The organism is Variovorax paradoxus (assembly GCF_029919115.1).
Lineage (GTDB): Bacteria > Pseudomonadota > Gammaproteobacteria > Burkholderiales > Burkholderiaceae_C > Variovorax > Variovorax paradoxus_O.
In genome coordinates this window covers 2,554,758-2,575,688 of sequence record NZ_CP123990.1, presented here as the reverse complement: position 1 = coordinate 2,575,688, position 20,931 = coordinate 2,554,758, and the positions used below count along the sequence as shown (strand labels likewise).

General features: G+C 66.8%; 23 protein-coding genes and 1 riboswitch. Of the genes, 16 read left to right on the top strand and 7 right to left on the bottom strand.

Annotated elements, in window-relative coordinates:
* Nucleotides 1-31 precede the first annotated feature (31 nt).
* The 3 genes from QHG62_RS12530 to QHG62_RS12520 are packed head-to-tail and all read left to right on the top strand — an operon-like array spanning nt 32 to nt 3,347.
* A complete protein-coding gene (locus tag QHG62_RS12530) occupies nt 32-1,021 on the top strand; it encodes a Bug family tripartite tricarboxylate transporter substrate binding protein (RefSeq protein WP_281151144.1) in 990 nt (329 codons plus the stop codon).
* Nucleotides 1,021-1,800, top strand: a complete 780-nt coding sequence (locus tag QHG62_RS12525) for an enoyl-CoA hydratase/isomerase family protein (RefSeq protein ID WP_281151143.1) — start codon at nt 1,021-1,023, stop codon at nt 1,798-1,800. Before QHG62_RS12530 ends, QHG62_RS12525 begins: the two co-directional genes overlap by 1 nt.
* Before the next feature lie 11 nt (nt 1,801-1,811).
* On the top strand, nt 1,812-3,347 hold the full coding sequence (locus QHG62_RS12520) for a malonate--CoA ligase (protein ID WP_281151142.1): 1,536 nt from the start codon (nt 1,812-1,814) through the stop codon (nt 3,345-3,347).
* Here QHG62_RS12520 and QHG62_RS12515 read toward each other — a convergent pair.
* Nucleotides 3,344-4,435, bottom strand: a complete 1,092-nt coding sequence (locus QHG62_RS12515) for a phenylacetaldoxime dehydratase family protein (RefSeq protein ID WP_281151140.1) — start codon at nt 4,433-4,435, stop codon at nt 3,344-3,346. The two genes, QHG62_RS12520 and QHG62_RS12515, sit on opposite strands and share 4 nt — an antisense overlap.
* 18 nt (nt 4,436-4,453) lie before the next feature.
* A complete protein-coding gene (locus QHG62_RS12510) occupies nt 4,454-5,500 on the bottom strand; it encodes a carbon-nitrogen hydrolase family protein (protein WP_281151139.1) in 1,047 nt (348 codons plus the stop codon).
* Nucleotides 5,501-5,676: 176 nt separating this feature from the next.
* Between QHG62_RS12510 and QHG62_RS12505 the strand changes: the two genes are divergently transcribed.
* Complete coding sequence (locus QHG62_RS12505; protein WP_281151138.1) at nt 5,677-6,645, top strand: helix-turn-helix domain-containing protein; 969 nt, start codon at nt 5,677-5,679, stop codon at nt 6,643-6,645.
* A 21-nt stretch (nt 6,646-6,666) separates the two neighbouring features.
* Here QHG62_RS12505 and QHG62_RS12500 read toward each other — a convergent pair whose 3' ends face one another.
* The 4 genes from QHG62_RS12500 to QHG62_RS12485 form a co-directional block, all read right to left on the bottom strand.
* A complete protein-coding gene (locus tag QHG62_RS12500; RefSeq protein ID WP_281151137.1) occupies nt 6,667-7,092 on the bottom strand; it encodes a universal stress protein in 426 nt (141 codons plus the stop codon).
* Between the two features lie 104 nt (nt 7,093-7,196).
* On the bottom strand, nt 7,197-8,018 hold the full coding sequence (locus tag QHG62_RS12495; protein ID WP_281151136.1) for a sulfite exporter TauE/SafE family protein: 822 nt from the start codon (nt 8,016-8,018) through the stop codon (nt 7,197-7,199).
* A 282-nt stretch (nt 8,019-8,300) separates the two neighbouring features.
* Nucleotides 8,301-8,645, bottom strand: a complete 345-nt coding sequence (locus tag QHG62_RS12490) for a cell division protein ZapA (protein ID WP_281151135.1) — start codon at nt 8,643-8,645, stop codon at nt 8,301-8,303.
* Nucleotides 8,642-8,866 (bottom strand): DUF904 domain-containing protein, encoded by a 225-nt coding sequence (locus QHG62_RS12485; protein WP_093023459.1) that lies wholly within the window; start codon nt 8,864-8,866, stop codon nt 8,642-8,644. The genes QHG62_RS12490 and QHG62_RS12485 overlap by 4 nt, the downstream gene beginning before the upstream one ends.
* Nucleotides 8,867-9,028: 162 nt before the next feature.
* A riboswitch (cobalamin riboswitch) is annotated at nt 9,029-9,277 on the top strand.
* 93 nt (nt 9,278-9,370) lie between these two features.
* On the opposite strand from QHG62_RS12485, the gene QHG62_RS12480 reads away from it, so the two are divergent.
* From QHG62_RS12480 to QHG62_RS12430, 11 genes are read left to right on the top strand one after another with little or no spacing between them, the layout of a single operon-like run.
* On the top strand, nt 9,371-11,311 hold the full coding sequence (locus tag QHG62_RS12480) for a TonB-dependent receptor domain-containing protein (RefSeq protein ID WP_281151133.1): 1,941 nt from the start codon (nt 9,371-9,373) through the stop codon (nt 11,309-11,311).
* 52 nt (nt 11,312-11,363) lie between these two features.
* Nucleotides 11,364-11,948, top strand: a complete 585-nt coding sequence (gene cobU, locus QHG62_RS12475) for a bifunctional adenosylcobinamide kinase/adenosylcobinamide-phosphate guanylyltransferase (RefSeq protein ID WP_281151132.1) — start codon at nt 11,364-11,366, stop codon at nt 11,946-11,948.
* Between the two features lie 2 nt (nt 11,949-11,950).
* Complete coding sequence (locus QHG62_RS12470) at nt 11,951-12,817, top strand: ABC transporter substrate-binding protein (protein WP_281151605.1); 867 nt, start codon at nt 11,951-11,953, stop codon at nt 12,815-12,817.
* A 16-nt stretch (nt 12,818-12,833) separates the two neighbouring features.
* The gene (locus tag QHG62_RS12465; RefSeq protein WP_281151131.1) at nt 12,834-13,844 is read left to right on the top strand and encodes a FecCD family ABC transporter permease; all 1,011 of its coding nucleotides are present in this window, start codon (nt 12,834-12,836) and stop codon (nt 13,842-13,844) included.
* On the top strand, nt 13,841-14,623 hold the full coding sequence (locus tag QHG62_RS12460; RefSeq protein WP_281151130.1) for an ABC transporter ATP-binding protein: 783 nt from the start codon (nt 13,841-13,843) through the stop codon (nt 14,621-14,623). Before QHG62_RS12465 ends, QHG62_RS12460 begins: the two co-directional genes overlap by 4 nt.
* Before the next feature lie 20 nt (nt 14,624-14,643).
* On the top strand, nt 14,644-15,213 hold the full coding sequence (cobO, locus tag QHG62_RS12455) for a cob(I)yrinic acid a,c-diamide adenosyltransferase (RefSeq protein ID WP_281151129.1): 570 nt from the start codon (nt 14,644-14,646) through the stop codon (nt 15,211-15,213).
* A 1-nt stretch (nt 15,214) separates the two neighbouring features.
* Nucleotides 15,215-16,159, top strand: coding sequence for an adenosylcobinamide-phosphate synthase CbiB (cbiB, locus tag QHG62_RS12450; protein WP_281151603.1), 945 nt, complete (start codon nt 15,215-15,217; stop codon nt 16,157-16,159).
* Entirely contained in the window at nt 16,156-17,178 is a 1,023-nt protein-coding gene (locus tag QHG62_RS12445) for an aminotransferase class I/II-fold pyridoxal phosphate-dependent enzyme (RefSeq protein ID WP_281151128.1), read from the top strand. The genes cbiB and QHG62_RS12445 overlap by 4 nt, the downstream gene beginning before the upstream one ends.
* Nucleotides 17,179-17,207: 29 nt before the next feature.
* Nucleotides 17,208-17,561, top strand: coding sequence for a CidA/LrgA family protein (locus QHG62_RS12440; protein WP_281151127.1), 354 nt, complete (start codon nt 17,208-17,210; stop codon nt 17,559-17,561).
* Nucleotides 17,558-18,289, top strand: a complete 732-nt coding sequence (locus tag QHG62_RS12435) for an LrgB family protein (RefSeq protein WP_281151126.1) — start codon at nt 17,558-17,560, stop codon at nt 18,287-18,289. The genes QHG62_RS12440 and QHG62_RS12435 overlap by 4 nt, the downstream gene beginning before the upstream one ends.
* 52 nt (nt 18,290-18,341) lie before the next feature.
* The gene (locus tag QHG62_RS12430; RefSeq protein ID WP_281151125.1) at nt 18,342-18,818 is read left to right on the top strand and encodes an OsmC family protein; all 477 of its coding nucleotides are present in this window, start codon (nt 18,342-18,344) and stop codon (nt 18,816-18,818) included.
* Nucleotides 18,819-18,842: 24 nt separating this feature from the next.
* On the opposite strand, the gene QHG62_RS12425 is transcribed toward QHG62_RS12430, so the two are convergent.
* On the bottom strand, nt 18,843-19,757 hold the full coding sequence (locus QHG62_RS12425) for a LysR family transcriptional regulator (RefSeq protein ID WP_281151123.1): 915 nt from the start codon (nt 19,755-19,757) through the stop codon (nt 18,843-18,845).
* Nucleotides 19,758-19,940: 183 nt separating this feature from the next.
* On the opposite strand from QHG62_RS12425, the gene QHG62_RS12420 reads away from it, so the two are divergent.
* Complete coding sequence (locus QHG62_RS12420; protein ID WP_281151122.1) at nt 19,941-20,822, top strand: alpha/beta hydrolase; 882 nt, start codon at nt 19,941-19,943, stop codon at nt 20,820-20,822.
* Nucleotides 20,823-20,931: the final 109 nt, after the last annotated feature.

Here is a 20,931-nt window from a genome sequence, read left to right as displayed (position 1 = left end):
GGCGGCATTCCACAACGACAGGAGATGACAGATGACTCAGGGTTTTCAACGACGCGACGTGCTGCGTCTGGGCGCAGCCGGTGCCGCCGTTCTGTGCGGCGGTGCGGGCGCGCAGGGAGGTAACTGGCCCACCCGGCCGGTGAACATGGTCGTGCCGTTTCCGGCCGGCGGCGGCACCGACGCGTTCGCGCGCCCGCTCTCGGCCCAGTTTGCCAAGGTAGCCGGCCAGACACTGGTCATCGACAACCGCGGCGGCGCCGGCGGCACCGTGGGCGCGAGCATCGCCTCCAAGGCGCAGGCCGACGGCTACACGCTCTTCATGGGCGCGGTTCACCACGCCATTGCGCCGTCGATCTATCCCAAGCTCGACTACGACATCGAGAAAGATTTTGTCCCGCTGATGCTGCTGGCCAATGTGCCGCAGGTGGTGGTGGTCAATCCCAAGCGCGTCACGGCCAACACGCTCCAGGAGTTCGTGGCCGCAGCCAAGCGCAATCCGGGCAAGCTCAACTACGGCTCGGCGGGTTCGGGCACCTCGCATCACCTGGCGGGTGAGCTGTTCAAGCTGCAGACCGGCACCTTCATTACCCACATTCCGTACCGCGGGGCAGGCCCGGCGCTGTCCGACCTGATCGCGGGCAACGTCGACCTGATGTTCGACGGCCTGGGCTCTTCCGCCCAGCACATCAAGGGCGGCCGCATCAAGGCGCTGATGGTGGCCGGCAGCAAGCGCAACCCCGCGTTCCCGGACGTGCCGTGCGCCGCAGAGGTTGGCCTGCCCGACTACACCGTTACCACCTGGTACGGCCTGTGGGCGCCCAAGGGCACGCCGGCCGACTTGCAGGCGCGCATCGTCGACGACATGAAGAAGGCGCTTGCCACGGACGAGCTCAAGGCCATCTGGGCCCAGAACGGCTCCGAAATTCCGAGCCTCACCATGGCCTCGTACGGCGGCTTCGTCAGTTCCGAGATCAAGCGCTGGGCCGCTGTGGTCAAGGCCTCGGGCGCCAAGCTCGAGTAATGAGCCAAAGCACCGTTTCATTGCGCCGCGAGGGCGCCATTGCGTTCGTCACCTTGTCGAACGCTGGGCGCCTCAATGCAATGACGCGCGCAATGTGGCGTGAACTGCGCGCGGTGTTCGACGGCATCGCCCATGCGAACGACGCCGGGCTTCGATGCGTGGTCGTCAGCGGGGAGGGCGCCGCGTTCTGCGCCGGCGGCGACATTTCGGAGTACCCGTCGTTCCGGTTCGACGAAGCCAGCCTGCGCGAATTTCACGAGAACGAAGTCTGGGCCGCGCTGCAGGCCATGCTCGATTGCCCGGTGCCCCTGGTCGCGCAGATCGAAGGCGCATGCATGGGCGCCGGCATCGAGATAGCAAGCTGCTGCGACATCCGGCTGGCGGGCGCCTCCGCGAAGTTCGGCGCACCCATTGCAAAGCTGGGCTTTCCCATGGCGCCGCGAGAGGCGGCACTGGTGCATGGCGCCATCGGCGACGTGCTCGCGCGCGACATGCTGCTGGCCGCCGGAGTGCACGGGGCACAGCGCCTGTACGACGCCGGCTTCTTGCTGCACGTGCTGCCCGACAGCGAAGTGGCTGCCGCCGCGCAGGCACACGCCGCGCGCATAGGCGCACTGGCGCCGCAGGCCGCCCGGCTGCACAAGCGCACCTTTGCCATGCTGAAGGCCGGCGCGCAATCGACCGAGAACCTGCTCGCAACCGCCTACGACTACGCTGACTCCGCCGAGCACCGCGAAGGCATTGCCGCCTTTCTTGCCAAGCGCACACCGAATTTCTGAAGACCTGCCCGATGAAGACGAAAGCCAACCCCAATCTGTTTGCCGCCTTGCGCGCGGCCTTTCCCGCCAACCTCGACGGCATTGCCGTTGAAACCGACAACGGCCTGTTCTACTCGTGGAGGGATCTCGACCGCGCCAGCGCAATGATCGCCAACCTGCTGGGCGCGCTGGGCCTGGAAGAGGGCGCCCGCATCGCGGTGCAGGTCGAGAAGTCGGTCGAGGCGATGATTCTCTATCTCGCCACGCTGCGCGCCGGCTATGTGTTCCTGCCGCTCAACACTGCCTACCAAAGCGCCGAGATCGAATATTTCATCGGCAACGCCGAGCCGGCCGTCGTGGTGTGCACCAGCCGCAATGCGTCGTGGGTCGGGCCTATTGCCAATGCGGCGGGCACCCGGCATGTGTTTACGCTGGACGACAACCGCACCGGCACGCTGCTCGAAGTTGCCGCGCAGTGCAGCGACCAGCATGCGGTCGCCCACCGCAAGGCGGACGACCTGGCCGCCATTCTCTACACCAGCGGCACCACCGGCCGGAGCAAGGGCGCCATGCTCACGCACGGCAACCTGCTCTCCAACGCCGAGGTGCTGAAGGACTACTGGGGCTGGACGCAGGGCGACGTGCTGATCCACGCGCTGCCCATCTTCCACGTGCATGGCCTCTTTGTCGCATTGCACGGCGCGCTGCTCAATGGCAGCAAGATGATCTGGCTGTCCAAATTCGACCCCAAGCGCGTGGTCGAGAAGTTGCCCGAAGCCACGGTGTTCATGGGCGTGCCCACGCTCTACGTGCGGCTGCTGGCAGAACCCGGCCTCACGCGCGAGGCGGTGCGCAACATGCGGCTCTTCGTTGCGGGCTCGGCACCGTTGCTCATCGAAACCTTCGACGAATGGCGCGAGCGCACCGGCCACACCATTCTCGAACGCTACGGCATGAGCGAAACGGTGATGCTCACCTCCAACCCCTACAGCCCGACGCAGGGCGAACGCCGCGGCGGCACCGTCGGCTTTGCGCTGCCGGGCGTGCAGCTGCGCGTGCGCGACGACAGCGGCCGCGACTGCACCACCGACGAGATCGGCAATATCGAGGTGAGCGGCCCCAACGTCTTCGCGGGCTACTGGCGCATGCCCGAGAAAACCAAGGAAGAATTCACTGCCGACGGTTTCTTCAAGACGGGCGACGTCGGCAAGATCGACGGCCGCGGCTACATCACCATCGTCGGTCGCAGCAAGGACCTGATCATCAGCGGTGGCTACAACGTCTACCCGGCCGAGATCGAGGGCTACATCAACGAGCTTCCCGGCGTGGCCGAGAGCGCGGTGATCGGCGTGCCGCACCCCGACTTCGGCGAGGTGGGCGTGGCCATCGTCATTCCCAAGGCGGGCGGCACGCTTGATGCCGATGCCATCGTGGCGGAACTCAAGTCGAAGCTGGCGAATTTCAAGATACCGAAGCGCTGCTTCGTGGTGAACGAACTGCCGCGCAACACGATGGGCAAGGTACAGAAGGCGCTGCTGCGCGCCGAGCACAAGGGGTTGTTCGCCTAGGCTCCGGGTCTTTCAAGCACGGCCTCCTGAGCCGTGTGTAACCCGTTCATCAGCCCGCTGCGCGGGTGGCAGTTGATGTACTCGTAGCTCTGCTCGTCGGCCTTCAGCACCGACACCTCGTGGTACACGCGCAGCTGCAACTGAAAGTCGAGTGCCTGCACGTAGCGCATGAAGCTGCCGAAGATTGCAACATGCGTGGGGTGCGACTCGGCCCAGCGCTCCATGTCGGCAAGCGAATGCCAGAAACTCAGGCCGAACGATTTTTCGAGCGGCGAGCCCGTGGCATCGAGATGGCGCATGTAGCGGTTGACGTAGCACCCGATGCCCAGGCCGCTGTCGCGCAAAAAGTCCATGCCCTCGCGCAGCACCGGCTCCATCTGGTCCAGATAGAGTTTGCGTTCCTGGCCAGTGGTGTCGGCCCATTCCTGGCCGGAACGGATCATCGCGATGTTCTCGTGGCCGGCAACGCGCACGCGCTGCCCGTGTGCCGGCGCGCCGGCAATCACCGCGCGTGTGCCGGTAGGCGCCATGGCGTCGGTCTGCGAGAGCGGGATGCGGTCGCGCATTGAACCCCAGTAGCCGTGCTCCTGCAGTTCGCCGCTCACGGTGCCCATCACCACGCCCACGCCCTCGAGCCGGTCGGGCGTGTTGAACATGGTTTCGAAGTGCTCGGCGCGCGGCGAGACGATCTCGCGAAAGTAGCCCAAGCCATCCGAGAGCCTTTCTGCAGAGCGCCACCACGCATCGATTTCGGGCGTCGCGCACCAGCGTGCATGGGCGGCAGGGTCATCCCAATAGGCAATGGCGATCATGTTGTCGTAGCCGTCGGCATCGACATGGTGTGCGAAGTCGTGGTGGCCCGGGCCGTCGGGCAGCGCGAAGCCGGCTGCGATCTTCATCAGCGCAGCGCAAGCTCGCCCTTGCATATCGGCGCCGCGCGATTGCACGCCGAAGTAGCCCATCACCACCTGCCTCACCGCGGCCGGCGCGCGTGCCGACCAGACGGGGTAGGGCGGCGCGTAGTCGTCTTCCACGCGGCGGTGGCGCGTGCGTGGGCACTTCAGGTGCTCTGCAATGGCTGATTCCATGGCGTGGCTCCTGCTGGTTCAGGCGGCCAACTGCTGGCGCGCCGCGGCGCCCGGCTCGGGCGTGGCGACGATGGCTTCGAAGGCGCCGCCTTCGACCTCGGGCGCACGCTGCAGCACCACCGGTTCGCGCCGCGTCTTGTTCAGCAGCAACTGCGTCACGTCGGGGCGTGAGTAGTGGCCGCTGGGGTCGGCCGCCGCCTTGGCGAGCGCAATCATTCCAAGGTCGATGTCGGCAATCACCAAGCCTTCCTGGTCCTCGGCCAGGGGCGTCCCAAGCGGTGAGCCGTCGGGCGCGTAGATGCGTGCAAAGCCGCCGCCCACACGCAGCAACTGCTGCTTGCCGGCATCGGTGCACATCAGCTCGCTCATGGCCTGCGAAACCGTGGCGCAGGGCGCGACGACGAAGCACTGGCCCTCCGCCGCATACACCTGGCTGGCCGCATTGTTGAGCTCGGGGCCAAGGGCGAAGGCCGCGCCGCGGTAGAGCGAGAAGCTGGGCCATGCGCCGCAGTGGATCTGCTCGTTCTGCGCATACATCGCGTACTTGCTGAGCGGCTGCAGGTGCTCCCAGCACGAGAGCGACCCGATGTTGCCGATGGCTGTTTCAGCCACGGCAAGGTCGGAGCCGTCGCCTTCGCCGAACACGGTGCGCTCCACGTGGGTGGGCTTGAGCTTGCGGCGTGTCTGCACGGTGTTGCCCTGGTCGTCGATCAGTGCCTGCGCAATGTAGAGGCTGCCGGCGGCCTTTTCGCTGTAGCCCAGCGAAACCCAGATCCTGTGTTTGCGCGCGGCATCCCGAATGCGGTCGAACTCGCCCGAGCCGACGACCAGCGCGTTGTCGTGATAGCGCTGCACAAACTGCATGCCCGAGGCCGGCGAGTCGAGCCAGATCCACCAGGGGTAGCCCGGCACCCAGGTTTCAGGAAAGGCGATGAGCTTCACGCCCTGGCCGGCCGCCTCGGCCATGAGGTCGATGGTCTTGTCGATCGTGCCGTCGAGATCGAGGAACACTGGCGCGGCCTGCACGGCGGCAACGCGAAGCTTGGGATGAACGGTGGCGGGCATGGTGGGTCTCCAGAAGCGGTTGGTGAAACAACTTCGCACACCTTGCACCGGGTTTGCGCGGTGGCATGCGGGTTGCTTCAAGCGTAGATTCGCCGCCGCGAAACGCCTTGACCCGGACTTGCGGCGTTCTTGTTCCAGCGTTGCATGCCGGCTTTTCAAGAAACCGAGAAATCCCGATGAATCAGTTGCTCAGCACCGAAGCCGTTCCGCGCAACCAGCGGCTCGCCTACTGGACGGACATGATCTGCAACGTGTACGTGCAGCTTGGGTGCGATGCGGTGCAAGACGGTGCCGCGGGCGCTTTCGAGGGCAGCATCCGCCAGCACACGCTGCCGAGCCTCGATGTGTCGGTGGTCAAGTCGGGCCCGCAGAGGGTCATGCGCACGCCGGGGCACATTTCGCGGTCGGGCGACGACTATTTCCTGGTCAGCATCCAGGCGCGTGGCCAGGGCGTGGTGCGCCAGGACGGGCGAGACGCCGTGCTGGCGGCGGGCGACTTTGCGCTGTACGACAGCACCCGGCCCTATGAATTGCTGTTCGACAACGCTTTCGAGCAGATCGTGCTCAAGCTGCCCGGCGAGCGCCTGCGCAGCGAACTGCACGACACCCAAGCATTGACGGCCACCACCGTGTCGGGGCGCGAGGGCGCAGGGCACCTGCTTCTGGGAATGATCCGCACACTGCGCGAGGACATCGACACCTTGCAGCCCGCCTCGGCACTTGCGGTGGCCAACGGGGTGCAGAGCATTCTGGTTGCGGGCTTGCAAACGCTGCCCGCGGCGCGCGCGCCGGGCCTCAGCAACCTCACGGCCTACCACTTGGCCCGCGTAAAGCGCCGCATCGACGAACAGTTGGCGGACCCGTCGCTTTCGATGGGGACCCTCGCGGCAGAACTGGGCGTTTCAGCAAGCCACATTCACCGCATTTTCAAGAGCGAGCCGCTCACGCCTTCGCAGTACATCTGGGAGCGCCGGCTCGAAGCGTGCAGCCGCGACCTGCTCGAGCCGCGCCTTGCCGGCCGGCCGGTGGCCGACATTGCCTATGGCCGCGGCTTCAACGATGCGGCGCACTTCAGCCGCGCATTCCGCGAACGCTTCGGCTGCTCGCCGCGCGAGTGGCGGCAGCAACGTATTCAACAGCAATAAAAGAAGGCGGCCTTCGCCGGCTTACTGCACCAGCAGCACCGAGGTGTCGGTTTCGGAAATGACCTTCGTGGCTACCGAGCCCATCAGCGCGCGGCCGAAAATGCCGTGGCCATGGGTGCCGAGCACGATCAGCTGGGCATGCGTGGCCGCTGCCGACTTGAGGATTTCCTCGGCCGCGTGGCCGTGGCGCTTGTCGATGGTGAAGTTGCCCACGTTGTTCTGCGCGAGCAATGCCTTCACCGGGTCGAGCACCTTGGCGCTTTCTTCGGCGTAGTAGTCATCGACCACCTGTTTGCTGAGGTGGCGTGCCACGTGGCCGTGTACGCCGGTGCACACATGCACGATGACCAGCTCATGTCCGTCCACGAACATGGCGCGGTTGGCGAGCAGGTAGTTGAGCGCCTTCTGCGTGTAGGCGCTGCCGTCGACTGCGATGAGGATTTTCATGAGACCGGTTATACGGCCCGCACCATGCGGCCGCAACGAGTCTCACCCGGTGCCCAAGGGGCTTTCGCTCGAATGCCGCGCAGTGTGCGAAGCTGCGCGATGGCTCAGCCCTGCAGGCCCTTCCAGAGCATGTAGGCGGCAAGCAGGTACAGGATGCTCGCGAACACGCGCTTGAGCTTTTTCACCGGCAGGTTGTGCGCTGCCTTGGCACCCAGCGGCGCGGTGAGCACGCTGCACACCGCAATGACCGCGAGAGCGGGCAGCCAGATGTAGCCGAACGAACCGGCCGGAAGCCCTTGCACCGATTGGCCGCTCACCACATAACCCAGCACGTTGGCCACCGCAATCGGAAAGCCGAGTGCGGCGCTGGTGGCCACGGCGTTGTGGATCGAGATATTGCACCAGGTCATGAACGGCACGCTGACGAAGCCGCCGCCCGCACCCACCAGGCCCGAGATGAAGCCGATGGCGCCGCCCGCCGAAAGCTGGCCCGCCGTGCCCGGCATCTGGCGCGTGGGCTTGGGCTTGCGGTCAAGAAACATCTGCGTTGCCGAGAAGCCCACGAACAGCGCGAACACGATGGCCAGCACCGTGCCCTTGAGCAGCGAGAACACGCCCAGGCTGCCAAGCAGGCTGCCGATGACGATGCCGGGCGCCAGGCGCCGCACGATGTCCCAGCGAACCGCGCCGCGCTTGTGATGCGCGCGCACGCTGGACACCGAGGTGAAGATGATCGTTGCCATCGAGGTGGCAATGGCCATCTTCACTGCAAGATCGGAAGCAACCCCGCGGTGCCCCATGATGATCGTGATGAACGGCACCATGAGCATTCCGCCCCCGATGCCGAGCAAGCCCGCCAGAAAACCGGTGCCCAGGCCGAGTGCGGCCAATTCGGCGATCAGGAGGGGGTCGAGCAGGGAGTTCACGCAGCGGAGCCTTGAAAAAAAGCAACGGCCCCGTGCAGCGCATGCCGGGGCCGTATGAAGGGAAAAAGGTGTCTGCAAGTGGGCGCCGAACCCGCATCCTGAACCAGGGTTCAGGTGGGCGAGGGCAGCAAGGCTTCGGGTTCATCTGACGCGAGATGATCACGCCCGCCAAGCGATGTACCAAGCCCGGCTCCGGAGAGCATTGGAACAAGGAAATATTAAGCCCGACGCGCACCGCAGACAGTTCGGATTTTACGCCTCGGACGGGCCGGGCGCTTCTCCTCAGAGTAAATGGTCATCGCCCGCAAGGGCTTGATCGAGTTTCTGAATGAGCTGGGCGGCCTTGGCGTCGTCCTCGCCGGCGCTTGCCTCCGATGCCGTGGCAACGGAAGTGGCTGCAGGCGCCGGCGCTGCCGCGGCGGCAGCCTGCTGCGCCGCCAGGTCGAAGGCCAGGTTGAGCGACGCGAGCACCGCAATGCGGTCGCGCGCCTTTACCTTGCCCGCATCGCGGATCTTGCACATGGCGGCGTCCACGCGGTCGACGGCGTCGCGCAACTGCGCCTCGCCGCCCTCGGGGCAGCCGAGCAGGTAGCTCTGGCCCATGATCTGAACTTCAATCTGCTTCATGCGGGGGAATCTTCGGAAGGTGGTTCGGCCGGCAGCCGCTCGAGCAGTGCGTCGAGGCGGGTGCGCGCCGCGGCAAGCCGCGACTTCAGCGCATCGCGCTCGCGCGTGAGCGCTTCGACCTGCTCCTGCAGCAGCGCATTGGTGCGCTGCACCTCTTCATGACGCACGAGCAGGCGTTCCACACGCTCGGCGATCTGGTCGATGGGGCTGGAAGCGGGCATGGTTGGCGATTGTAGTTTCCCAGGGAGGCGGTCCTCGCGGCGCTGGGCGCAGCGTAGGACCGGAACGGATTCTGCGGCCTGCACCTTGCTCTTTCCAAACTTTCGGGTGCGAGGCGAACAACAGTCTGCGCAACTTTTGGCTTACTGCCCCGGCCAGAGGCCCTAGAATCCCGCCCGTTGGTGCCAGCGTCGTGGTTCACACGCCGCGGTTCAACGGGAAGCAGGAGTGAACGCCCCCCGGGAAACGGGACAAGGCCGAAGCCGCCTGCGCTGCCCCCGCAACGGTCAAGCAGTCGACGCCACGCGCGTCAACCTCATCCATCAAGCCACTGGGCGCCCTGAAACAGGCGCCTGGGAAGGCGGTGAGGCCGCACTGCCAGCCCGGATACCGGCCAACAAGGCGGCTGCCGCATGCGCGATCGATTCGCGCGCATGAAGCAGCCATTGCGCCCAAACGCTGGCGGGGAGGCCGGCGACGGGCATAGACGTTCGTTCGGTCCATTCATGATTTCCTGCGTTTCCGTTTCCCTCGGCCGTGTTTCCACGCGCCGCCGCCTTGCCTGCCTGCCGCTCGCGCTGGCCTCCGCTTTCGGCGGCCTGGCGCTGATCCAGCTGCCTTCGGCGGCGCATGCCCAGCAAGAGGCGCCCACCCTCGGCGAAACCGTGGTCACGGCCAACCGCACGCCGCAGCCGCTTTCAGACCTGGTGGGCGACGTGTCCATCGTCGACCGCCAGACCATCGAGCGCAGCGGCGCTGTGGGCGTGGCCGACGTGCTGGCGCGCCTGCCCGGCATCGAGATCACGCGCAATGGCGGCCTGGGCAGCACCACCAGCCTGTTCATCCGCGGCGCAGACACGCGTTTCACCGCCGTGTACATCGACGGCGTGCGTGTCGATTCGCAATCGACCGGCGGCGCCGGCTGGGAGGGGATTCCGCTTGCGCAGATCGACCGCATCGAAGTGCTGCGCGGCCCCGCCGCGGCGGTGTACGGCTCCGACGCAGTGGGTGGCGTGATCCAGCTCTTCACCCGCCGCGGCGAAGAAGGCGTGGCGCCGTATGCAGGTGTCGGCTTTGGCAGCCATGGCCTTCGCAAGGCAGAAGCGGGCGTGAGCGGAAAATCGGGCGCACTCGACTATTCGCTGGGCGTTGCACATGAAGAGAGCAAGGGCTTCAATGCGCTGCCCATCGAAAAGCGCACGCCTTCCAGGGACGGCCTGACGAACCCCGATCGCGACGGGTACCGCAACGACTCCGGCAACCTGCGGCTCGGCTATCAGTTCACCCCCGGCCAGCGGCTGGAGGCCACGCTGCTCTTCAGCGACACCGAAGCGGGCTACGACTCCCCGGTCAGCACCCGGACCCGGCCGCCGATCCTGTTTTCGAATGACGTTTCGCAAAACACGCTGCGCACGGCCGGGCTTTCGTGGTCCGCCAAGTGGAACGACATCTACAGCACGCGCGTGCAGATTACCGATTCGCAGGCGGCCTACAAGACGCAGCCTTCGTTCTACCGCACCGAAACGCATCTTCGCGGCTACCTGTTCCAGAACGAGTTCCGCTTCGGCTCGCACCTTGTGACCGCGACGCTCGAACGGCGCGAAGATGCGCTCGAGAATGCGCCGACCACCTTCACAGACCTCCTTTCGCGCAAGCGCTCGCAAGATGCGGTTTCGCTGGGCTACGGATTCGTGCAGGGCGCGCACTCGCTGCAGCTGCATGTGCGCCACGACGACGACAGCGAGTTCGGCGGCAAGACCACCGGCAGCGCCGCCTACGGCTACGCCATCACGCCCAAGCTGCGTGCCACCGTCTCGGCCGGCACGGCATTTCGCGCGCCCACGCTGTACCAGCGCTTCAGCGAATACGGCGCTCCCGATCTCAAGCCCGAGTCGAGCCGCAACGTCGAACTGGGCCTGCGGTATGCCGACGGCGACACGCATGCGGGCATCGTCGTGTACCGCAACCGAGTCAACGACCTGATCGTGTTTGACGGCGCCGCCACGGGCTGCGGCTCTGGCTTTGGCTGCTATGCCAGCACTGCGCGTGCGCGTTACCAGGGCATTACCTTGTCGGGCGGCCACCGCATCGGCGACGTGACGCTGCGCGCATCGGTGGACTTCCAGGATCCGCGCGACCTGGAAACCGACAACCTGCTTGCACGCCGTGCGCGCCGCCATGGCACCCTGGGCGCCGACTGGCGCATCGCCGGCTGGACGCTGGGTGCCGAAGTGCAATCGTCGAGCAAGCGCTACGACGATGCGGCCAACACCCGCACGCTGAGCGGCTACACCGTGTTGAACCTGGTCGCCAGCACGCAGATCACGCGCGACATCGGGCTGGTGGCTCGCGTCGACAATGTGGGCGACAAGGACTACACGCTGGCGCGCGGCTATGCCACCGGCGGCCGCAACGCCTATATTGGCCTTAAGTGGACGCCGCGATAGTCGCCGCAGCAATCAGTAGACTTTGCCGCCCGGCAACCTGATGGAAGAAGAAATGCCCACGACCATTGCGCATGAATTCATCCTTGGGGGCCAGAAGAGCGGCAAGTCGCGCCACGCCGAGCAGTGCGCCATCGACTGGATAGCCGAAGCCCCCGCTGCGCGGCGCGCCGTGCTGATAGCCACCGCGCAGCCATTCGATGACGAGATGCGCGAGCGCATCACGCGCCACCAGGCCGACCGCGCCAGGCGCGTCCCGGCCATGCGAACGGTGGAAGAGCCGGTAGAGCTGGCGCGCGCGATTGTTTCGCAGAGCGCGCCCGAAACGCTGGTGGTGGTCGATTGCCTCACGCTCTGGCTCACCAACCTGCTGATGCCGCTGCGCGCCGAGGGCGCAAAGCCGGCCACGCGCACGCCCTCGGCGCACCTCGCCATGCTGCTCATTGCGCTGCGCGAGGCGCGCGGGCCAGTGGTGCTGGTGGGCAACGAAATTGGCTTGGGCGTAATTCCGCTAGGGCGGGAAACGCGTGCGTTTGTCGATACGCTTGGCCGCATGAACCAGGAGGTGGCGGCCGCATGCCACCGTGTCACCCTGATGGCGGCCGGACTGCCGTTGACTTTGAAGGCGCCTGCCGCATGACGATGACGCACCGAATTCGGTTTTTTCTCGCGGCACTCAGCCTTGGCATTCTTTCGCTGGCTGCGCATGCCCTCGAGGTAAAGGACGAGCGCGGCGTCACCGTGAGCCTGCCTCGGCCGCCGCAGCGCATCGTCTCGTTGCTGCCCTCATTGACCGAAGGTGTCTGTGCGCTTGGCGCCTGCTCGCGGCTGGTGGGTGTCGACAACTATTCCAACTCGCCGAGCGCGGTGCGCACCTTGCCGCAACTGGGCGGAGGGATCGATCCCAACGTCGAGGCCATCGTGGCACTGCGGCCTGACGCTGTGCTGCTTGCCAAGTCATCCCGCGTCACCCAGCGGCTCGAAGCGCTGGGCCTCAAGGTGATCGTGCTCGAACCCAAGAGCCATGCCGATGTGCGGCGCGTGCTCGACACGCTCGACCAGGTGCTTGGTACCCGCGAGGCGCCGAATGTGTGGCGCTTGATCGACGCCAGCGTGTCGGCCGCGGCGCAATCGCTGCCGCCTCGCGCGAAGGGCTTGCGTGTGTACTTCGAAGTCAACAGCGCGCCGTTCGCGGCCGGCGAGTCTTCGTTCATCGGCGAAACGCTCACCCGCCTCGGCGCAAAGAACATCGTGCCGGCTTCGCTCGGGCCGTTTCCCAAGCTCAACCCCGAATACGTGGTGCGCGCCAATCCCGATCTCATCATGGTCAGCGTGCGCAGCGCGCAGGGTATGGAGCAGCGGCCGGGCTGGGGCGGTATTCGCGCGGTGCGCGAAGGCCGCATCTGCCGCTTCAGTCCCGACGAGTCCGACGTGCTCGTGCGCCCCGGTCCGCGCATGGACGAGGCCGCAAGGTTGATGGCGCGCTGCCTTGCGGACAAGGCCGGCTGAGCCGCAAGAACGCTTCATGCATACGCACCATCAACGCAGGGTCTGGCTCTTCGGCATTGCCTTGCTTGGCCTGGGCGTTGCGTTCGCGCTGCTCGGCCTGGGTATCGGCAGCACCGGTTTCGAAAGCCTGCTGGCTGCATCGCGCGATCCGGTTGCGCTGCAGATCGTTTGGGACATCCGCCTGCCGCGCACGCTGGGCGCCTGGCTCGCGGGCGCGTTGCTCGGGCTTGCCGGCGCGGTGGCGCAGGGCCTCTTTCGCAATCCGTTGGCCGATCCCTATCTGCTTGGCAGTGCATCGGGCGCTTCGCTTGGCGTGGCGGTGGCTCTCATGCTGTTCGGCGGCTCGGTTGCCAGCATGCAGTGGGTCATGCGCCTGGGGCTTACCGGCGCGGCTTTCGTGGGGGCGGTGCTTGCGGTGATGCTCACGCTGTTGCTCGCGCGCGGCGTGCAGCAGACGCTGCGGCTGTTGCTGGCGGGCGTGATCGTCGGCGTGGTGCTGGGCGCCGCCAAAGACCTGATCACCATCGCTTCGGCGGACGTTCTGCAGGCGATCCAGGGCTTCATTCTCGGCAGCACCGGCTTGGTGGGCTGGAGCGCTTGTGCCGTGATGGCGGCTGTGGGCGCGGTGTGCCTTCTCTTGGGCTGGGCGCTTGCACCGGTGCTGGACGGCCTCTCGCTCGGAGAAGCGACTGCAAGGAGCCTGGGCTTGCCGCTGGGCGGCATGCGCGCCGCGCTGGTGGTGGTGCTCGCGCTGGCCACGGGCGCTGCCGTGGCGCAGACCGGCCTCATCGCATTCGTTGGCCTGGCCTCGCCGCACCTTGTGCGCTCCGTGGTCAAGACCACGCATGCGGGGCTGATTGTGCTGTCTGCGGCCATGGGCGGCTTGCTGCTGATGTCGGCCGACTTGGCGGCACGCTGGCTCATTGCCCCGCAGGAACTGCCGGTGGGCGTGCTCACGGCCGTGCTCGGCGGCAGCTACCTGCTGTGGCTGATGCATAGGCGCAGCGCGCGGGGCGGTGTGGCATGAGCGGCCGCATTCCGGCACTCGAAGCACGCGGCGTGAGCGCCACGCTCGGTGGCACCGAGGTGCTGCACGGCATCGACCTGAAGCTCGGCGCCGCGCGATGGACCAGCATCGTCGGGCCCAATGGCGCGGGCAAGTCGACCTTGCTCAAGGCACTGGCGGGCTTGCTTCCGCACCGCGGCGAGGTTTTCCTGTTCGGCGAGGCGGCTGCAAAAGTGCCGGGCCGCACTCGCGCGCAGCGCCTGTCGTGGCTGGGCCAGAGCGGCGCGGCGGGCGAGGGCAGCGCCGACGACCTGATGGTGTACGACATTGCGATGCTCGGCCGCCTGCCGCACCAACGCTGGCTTGCAACACCGAGCGCCGCCGACCGGGACGCCGTGGAGCGCGCATTGCGCAGCACGCAGGCCTGGGATTGGCGCGAACGTCCGCTGGGGCAGCTCTCCGGCGGCGAACGCCAGCGCGTGCTGATGGCGCGCGCACTCGCGGTCGAGGCCGAACTGCTCTTGATGGACGAGCCGCTCGCCAACCTCGACCCGCCCCATCAGGCCGACTGGATGCAGACCGCGCGCGCTCTGGTGGCAGAAGGACGCACGGTTGTCAGCGTGCTGCACGAACTGCCGATGGCGCTCGCGGCCGATGAGCTGGTCGTGATGAATCATGGCCGCGTGGTGCACCACGGCGGCAGCAGCGACCCGGCCACCCATGCAGCGCTCGAGCAGGTGTTCCACCACCGCATTCGCGTGCACCGCGTGGCGGACCAGTGGATTGCCTTGCCGAATTGAACGACTTTTCCGAACACCACATGCAGATTGAAACTCCCCCCAGCGACAAGCCCTACGACAAACCCGAGGGCGAACGCCGCGGCATCGTCATCGTCAACACCGGTGACGGCAAGGGCAAGAGCACCGCGGCCTTCGGCCTGGCGCTGCGCGCGCACGGACGCGGCAAGGCCGTGAAGATCTACCAGTTCATGAAAGTGCCCTCGGCGCGCTTTGGCGAGCACCGCATGTTCGAGCAGATCGGCATTCCCATCGAGGGGCTGGGCGACGGCTTCAGCTGGAAGAGCCAGGACCTGGAGCGCTCGGGCCAGTTGGCGCGCGACGGCTGGGAAAAGGCCAGGGCGGCCATTCTTTCGGGCGAGTTCTTCCTGGTGGTGCTCGACGAGATCACCTATCCGCTGATCTACGGCTGGCTGCCGCTCGAAGGCGTGCTCGAAACGCTGCGCGAGCGGCCAAAGCACGTGCATGTGGTGCTTACCGGCCGCCGGTGCCCGCCCGAGATCGTCGAGTTGGCCGACACCGTGACCGACATGACCATGGTCAAGCACGCCTTCAAGGCCGGCATTCCCGCACAGCGGGGCATCGAGGACTGATCTGTTGGCAGCCGCGGCCGCCTTGTGGCTCGCGCTGGCCGTCGACCGCTGGCTGGGCGAGCCAGCGGCGCGGTGGCATCCGGTGGTGTGGATGGGGCACTACCTCGGCTGGATCGGTCACCGCCTTGCACCGGCGGCGGCCGATGCAAGGCCGCGCGATCTGCCGCTGTTCCTGAAGGGCGCGCTGGCGTGGTGCGTTGGTGCGCTTGTGGTTGGTGCCGTGGCGCTGGCGGTTCAGGCGGCCGCGGTTCAAAGGCTGCCGGGCTGGGCCACCGCCGTGGTGCTCGCTCTCGCGCTGAAGCCGCTCTTTGCGTGGCGCATGCTGCGCAGTGAAGTGCTTGCCGTCGAGGCGGCGCTCGCCATGTCGCTGGACGCGGGGCGTGCGCAACTCGCCAGGTTGGTGAGCCGCGACGTCTCCATGCTCAGCGAGAGCGAAGTGCGCGAAAGTGCCATTGAATCACTGGCCGAGAACCTCAACGATTCGCTGGTCGCGCCGCTGTTCTGGTTTGTGCTGCTGGGCTTGCCGGGCGCGGCGGTCTACCGCTTCGCGAACACGGCAGATGCCATGTGGGGCTATCGCGGCGAGCGCAATGGCCGCGACTGGACATGGTTCGGCAAATGGGCGGCGCGGGCGGACGACGTGCTCTCGTGGCTGCCGGCCCGGCTCACCGTGCTGCTGCTGGCGATCGCGGCGCGGCGATGGCCCCGTGGGCTGGCGCCGGAGGCGCGCCGCACGCCTTCACCCAACAGCGGATGGCCGATGGCAGCAATGGCATTGCTGCTTGGCGTGCGGCTGGCCAAGCCCGGCGTGTACGCGTTGAATGCGGAAGGGCGGCGCGCCGAAGCGGCCCAGACGCAGCGCGCAGCGCAGCTGGGCGGCAGGGCCGCACTGGCGATGGCAGTGTGTGCATCATTGGCCATCTTTGCCATAGCGGGATGGGCATGACACAGGAACGACGAACGACATCGAGCTATTCGCATCATGGCGGTCCCGACGGGGCCGGCGCGGCGCGGCACGATTTCTCGACCAACGGCAACGCCGTGGGTCCGTGCCCTGCCGTTCTGGCAGCGCTGCGCGCAGCCGATCCGGCGCACTACCCGGACCCGGCCTACACGTCGCTGCGCCGCGCATTGGCAGCCTTGCATGGCGTGGCCGCCGAACGCGTGGTCATTGCCGCAAGCGCGAGCGAATTCATTCATCGGATTACCGCCGCCTGGGCGCAAGGCGGCGGCCTGGAGGTCTGCCTGCCGGTGCACAGCTACGGCGACTACGAGCGCGCGGCATTGGCCTGGGGCCTGCAGGTGTTGCGCACCGCCGAACCCCGGGGAAAGCCGGCGCTGCGCTGGTGCTGCGAGCCGTCGAGCCCATTGGGCCAAGCCGATCTCGTGCCACACGTGGACGCAGACGGTGCCTGCGTGCTCGACATGGCCTACGAGCCGCTGCGCCTGGAAGGCCGCCCGTCGTTCGACGCCGCGCAACGCAATCGCGTCTGGCAGCTGTGGACGCCGAACAAGGCGATGGGCTTGACCGGCATTCGCGCCGCCTATGCCGTTGCACCCGAAAACGATGGGGCCGCGGCGCTGAGTCAACGCATCGAGCAACTGTCACCTTCATGGCCCATCGGCGCGCACGGCGTGGCAATGCTCGAAACCTGGTCCGGCGATGAAGCCCAGGCGTGGCTCACGCAAAGCCTGAGCACCTTGCGAGCTTGGAAGGCGCAGCAACGGGCCCTCTGCGAATCGCTGGGTTGGCAGTGCCTGCCCAGCGACGCCAATTTTTTCTGCGCGCGCACCGATGTGCCGTATCCGAAGCTCGCCGCAGAATTGCGTATTGAAGGCATCAAGCTGCGCGACTGCGCATCCTTTGGCCTGCCGGGCTACGTGCGGCTGGGTGTGTTGCCCCCGCAAAGCCAGCAGGCGCTGGAGGAGGCCTGGACACGGGTGGCAAAAGCCACCGAACATTGAACGGATGCAAGCAGGAATCCAACGCCACCATGCTCTACGCCATCACCACGCTCTTTCTTTGCCAACTGGCCGGCGAGCTGCTCGTGCAGTGGCTGGGCCTGCCGATTCCCGGTCCGCTGATCGGCATGCTGCTGCTCTTCGTCGCGCTGCTGGTGCGTGGCGGCGTGCCCGAGGCGTTGAGCGAGACCTCCGGCCATCTGCTGCGCAACCTCATGCTGCTGTTCATTCCCGCCGTGACCGGCGTCATGCTGCATTTCGAACGGGTGGGGCGCGAGTGGCTGCCGTTTCTTGCGGCCGGCATTTTGGGCGCGGCCTTCACCATGGCGGTGACTGCGCTCACCCTGCGCTGGATGATCCGCATCACCGGCAAGGAGGCGGAATGACCGCTCCTGCGAAGCTCTCGGAGATCTGGGTATTTCTGGCGCAATCGCCGCTGCTCTGGCTGTCGCTCACGCTGCTGGCCTACCTGGGCGCCTTGTGGCTGCACAAGCGCAGCGGCAGCAGGCCGCTGGTCAATCCGGTGCTGGTGTCGGTTGTCGTCATCGTCACGGTGCTGCTCGTCACGCGTACACCGTACGACACCTATTTCGAAGGCGCGAAGTTCGTGCACTTTCTCATCGGCCCGGCCACCGTGGCGCTGGCCGTGCCGCTCTACGGCCAGCTCGCACGGCTGCGCCGCCTGTGGCTGCCGATCGGCGTCGCGCTGCTGGTGGGCTCGGCGGCGGCCATTGTCTCGGCCATCGGCATTGCCTGGGTGCTGGGCGGCTCGCATGAACTGATGATGTCGCTCGCACCCAAGTCGGCCACCATGCCCATCGCGATGGGCGTGGCCGAAAAGATCGGCGGGCTGCCGTCGCTCGCTGCCGTGGCCGCCGCCGTCGCGGGCATTTCGGGCGCCATCATGGCAACCGGCCTGCTGAACCTGCTGCGCATCAAGGAGCCCGCGGTGCGCGGCTTCGCCGTGGGCATGGCGGCGCACGGCATCGGCACCGCGCGCGCCATCCAGGTGAATGAAACGGCTGGCGCCTTTTCTGCATTGGCCCTGGGGCTGAACGGCATTGCCACGGCGCTGCTGGTGCCGTTGCTGGTCAAGCTGCTGGGTGTTTTCTGACCCGGGTTTTCTGACGCAGAATGGCGCTCCCATCGACCTTGGAGCGCACGGCATGGCCCAGTACACGGCAGAGATCCTCTGGCAGCGAGGCGAGCAGGACTTTCTCGGCAACAGCTACAGCAGAAGGCATTCGATGCGCTTCGACGGCGGCGCGGAAGTGCCGGGCTCCTCGTCGCCGCACGTGGTGCCGCTGCCGTTTTCGGATGCGGCGGCGGTCGACCCCGAAGAAGCCTTCGTCGCTTCGCTCTCGAGCTGCCACATGCTGTGGTTCCTCACCATGGCGGTGAAGCGCAAATTCACCGTCGACCGCTATTTCGACGCGGCGAGCGGCATCATGGAAAAGAACGCCGAAGGCAGGCTCGCGATGACGGTGGTCACGCTCCGTCCGGAGGTCACCTTCTCCGGCGCCAACCTGCCTACGCGCGAGCAGATCGAGCACATGCACCACCGGGCGCATGAAGAATGCTTCATTGCCAACTCGGTCAAGACCGAGGTGCGCTGCGAACCGGTGTTCGGCCCGGCCGAGTGAAGCCGGCTAGGCCGCTAAGACGGCTCAGCGCCGCTGCAGCCGCGGGTTCTTCGCAAACAGCTCGGCCGCCCAATCCACGAACGCCCGCACCTTCGCGCTCAGGTGGCGATTGGGCGGGTAGACCACATGAATCGGCAGCGGGTCGCGGTGCCAGTCCGACAGCACCTCGATCAGTTCGCCGCTCTCCAGGAGCGGCTCGGCCATGAAGGTGATGCACTGCGAAATGCCAAAGCCGCCGAGCACCGCCGCCATGTGGGCGTTGCTCTCGTTCACCGACACGCGGTACGGCCCGTTGAGCTCGATGGTCTCGTCGCCTTTCTTGAACTCGTGCGGGTAGATGCGCCGCGTGCTGCCTGAAAAGTAGCTCACTACGTGATGCCGCTTCTCGATGTCGTTGGGGTGCTGCGGAATGCCGTAGCGCTTGATGTAGGCGGGCGATGCCACCGTGACGAAGTGCAGGGTGCCGATGCGCCGCGCCACCAGCGACTGGTCGCTCAGCTCGCCGGCCCGGATCACGCAGTCGACGTTGTCGGTGATGAGGTCGACCGTGCGGTCGCTCACGCCCAGGTCGACCTGGATTTCGGGGTAGCGGTCGCAGAAGGTGGCCAGCGCGGGCAGGATGACCAGCCGCGCCACCGAGGTGCCAACGTCGATGCGCAGCCGCCCCGTGGGGTTGGCCTGCGCATTGGTCATGCTGGCTTCGATGTCGTCGAAGTCGTTCAGGAGGCGCGCCGCGCGTTCGTAATAGGCCGCGCCGTCGGGCGTTACCGTGACGCGCCGCGTGGTGCGGTTGAGCAGCTTCACCCGCAGGCGCGATTCCAGCGCCTGGATCTGCTTGGTGACCGTCCCCTTTGGCAGGGCGAGCGAATCCGCGGCCCGAGTGAAGGTGCCTGCTTCCACCACGCGGACAAAGATCCGCATTGCCTGGATTTGATCCATTGATGACTGTTCCTGGGGACCCGGCCGCTGCCGAGGGGGAGCGGATTCTCACACAAGGTGACAATCCCTATCGTTTCCCGGATTGTTCGCCGTTTGGAAACAGAGTAGGGGCAGGTTGCCTGTTTAACGCCACACTGGCCGCCTTATATTTCGACTATCGCCAATCCTCCTGAGGTTGCCCCCATGTCACCCCGTCCGTCGTCCCGCTCTGCCGAAGCCGCTGCCCTCGCCGCGGCGCAAGGCGTGGAAGCCGATCTTTCGATCGAGCTGCCCGGCCGTGCGCCGGTGGATGCCCGGGTCTACGGGCAACGCCCGCGCGGTGAAACGGTGCCGCTGGTGCTGCATTTCCACGGCGGTACCTTCGTTTGCGGCAACCTGGACAACGGGCGCAACGTGGCCCGGCTGCTGGCAGGGGCCGGTGCGGTGGTGGTATCGGTGGCGTATCCGCTGGCACCCGAATCGCCGTTCCCCGAGCCCATCGAGGTGGGCTATGCGGCGCTCGAGTGGCTCTACAAGCAGCGCGTCAAGCTCGGCGGCAAGGGCGCCCAGGTGTACCTGGCCGGCGAAGAAGCCGGCGGCAACCTGGCCGCCGGGGTGGCGCTGATCGCCCGCGACCGGGCCCATCCGCCGCTGGCCGGGCAGATCCTTCTCTCGCCCATGCTCGACCCGTGCGCCGGCACCGCGTCGCTGCGCAAGGCGACCAACGACGAAGCCGAATGCCGCTGGGCCAAGGGCTGGGAAAAGTACCTGAGCTGCCCCTCGAACGCGACCCATCCCTACGCCGTGCCTAGCGGGTCGCTCCGGCTCGGAGCCCTGGCACCCGCGCTGGTGCTGGTGGGCGCCGACGATGCCATGCGCGACGAGGCGCTGACTTTTGCCGGCCGCCTGCGCGCAGCCGGCATCGACGTGACGAGCAGCGTGCTGCCCGGCGCCGCCAACTGGCCCAAGGCGCTGTACGACCCCGAGCCATCGGGCTGCAAGGCCTGCGAAGCCAGCGTGCAGCAGCACTTCCGCGAATTTTTCAGTGCCACCACGCCGCCCCCGGTAGCACCCAAGCCCAGCTAGGTGGGCCGGTCGCGGCAGCCCAGCCAGACGTCGCGACGACTTTCCCCGGCCCACCGGTAACCCCGGTCAATCTTAGAAATCCGCCTCCTGGCGCCAAAAGCGCCGGGGT